Origin of the sequence: Aureimonas endophytica, assembly GCF_014642635.1 — a bacterium.
Taxonomy (GTDB): Bacteria; Pseudomonadota; Alphaproteobacteria; order Rhizobiales; family Rhizobiaceae; genus Plantimonas; species Plantimonas endophytica.
On the sequence record NZ_BMIQ01000032.1, the window covers coordinates 1 to 1,013 of the forward strand.

Sequence of the window (1,013 nt, forward strand, 5' to 3'; positions counted from 1 at the left end):
GGCGTGCCGCCCATCAGCGCCGCAAGGCCCGCCGCCGCCATGGCCGAGGCCGAGCCGACCTCGCCCTGGCAGCCGACCTCGGCGCCCGAGATCGAGGCATTGCGCTTGATCAGCCCGCCGATCGCCGCCGAGGTGAGGAGGAAGTCGCGCAGCTGCGCCTTGCCCGCCTCGGCATGGAACTGGCGGACATATTCCATCACCGCCGGCACGACGCCGGCCGCGCCGTTGGTCGGGGCCGTCACCACGCGCCCGCCGCAGGCATTCTCTTCGTTCACCGCCATGGCATAGACCGAGAGCCAGTCATTGGCGAGGAGCGGCTGGAAGACGTTCGTCGCCGCATCGGCCCGCAACCGGTCGTGGATCGCCTTGGCGCGGCGGCGGATGCCGAGCCCGCCGGGCATCACGCCCTCCTGCCGGATGCCGCGCCGGACGCAGTCGCTCATCGCTTCCGCGATCGCGTCGAGCCGGGCGTTCATCTCCGCCTCGCTGGTGGAAGCGAGTTCGTTGGCGCGCTGCATCCCGGCGATGGACAGGCCGCTGCGCTTCGCCAGTGCCAGCATCTCGGCCGCCGTCGCGAAAGGATAGGGCACGGCGCCGCCCGGCGCGGGTGCGTCCGAGCTCTTGCGCTGCAATTCCTCCTCGTCCACCACGAAGCCGCCGCCGATCGAATAATAGACGCGGCGCAGCAGCATCAGCCCGTCCTTCGCCAGCGCCTCGATCGCCATGCCGTTCGCATGGCCGGGCAGCGCATGCTTGCGGTCGAAGACGAGATCGCGCGCCGGCTCGAAGGCATAGGGCGGATGGCCCGCCGGGCGCACCACCCCCTCCTTCACCACCTCGGAGACGAGACTGTCCACGCGATCGGGATCGATCGTCGCCGGCACGAAGCCGCAAAGGCCGAGGATCACCGCCCGATCCGTCGCATGGCCGATGCCGGTGAAGGCGAGCGAGCCGTGCAGCGTGACGCGCAGCCGGGCGACCGTGGCGTCGTGCGGCCGGGGCCAGCTGCCGCT

Annotated in this window: 1 protein-coding gene; it reads right to left on the reverse strand. The window is 71.5% G+C overall.

Translation table 11 applies throughout. The features are described from left to right. Positions 1-1,013, reverse strand: a 1,013-nt coding sequence (locus IEY14_RS25680) for an L-serine ammonia-lyase (RefSeq protein WP_188913684.1), incomplete at both ends; no start/stop codon positions are given.